Source organism: Chryseobacterium sp. SIMBA_028 (genome assembly GCF_046535285.1).
Classification (GTDB): domain Bacteria; phylum Bacteroidota; class Bacteroidia; order Flavobacteriales; family Weeksellaceae; genus Chryseobacterium.
Genome location: NZ_JAWRWZ010000223.1, coordinates 1 through 276, shown reverse-complemented (window position 1 = coordinate 276; position 276 = coordinate 1). Strand labels below are relative to the sequence as shown.

1 protein-coding gene is annotated in these 276 nt (G+C 29.7%); it reads left to right on the top strand.

Features of this window, described 5'->3' with window-relative positions:
• The coding region (locus SCA31_RS23230) for a hypothetical protein (RefSeq protein WP_410699387.1) at positions 1-276 on the top strand (276 nt) is incomplete at both ends.

Genomic DNA, 276 nt, shown 5'->3' with positions numbered 1-276 from the left:
ATTTATGTTTATAGCAATGGAAAGATAAGCACTATTCCATTGTTTATCAAAGACGACAATCCTTCCAGAATGTATTATGCATTTACCCTTGATCTTGCCAGCAACCTGATGTATTTTGTGGATGAAAATGCAAAAAAAAATATCGAAGCATATAATATTATTACCCACAAGAGAACGGTATGCAATATCAGCTTAGAAAAAAATACCCCGGCTTACAGTAAAGGTAATTTTTATATATTCAGACATAATAATAAAGTTGAAGTTTATAAATTATAC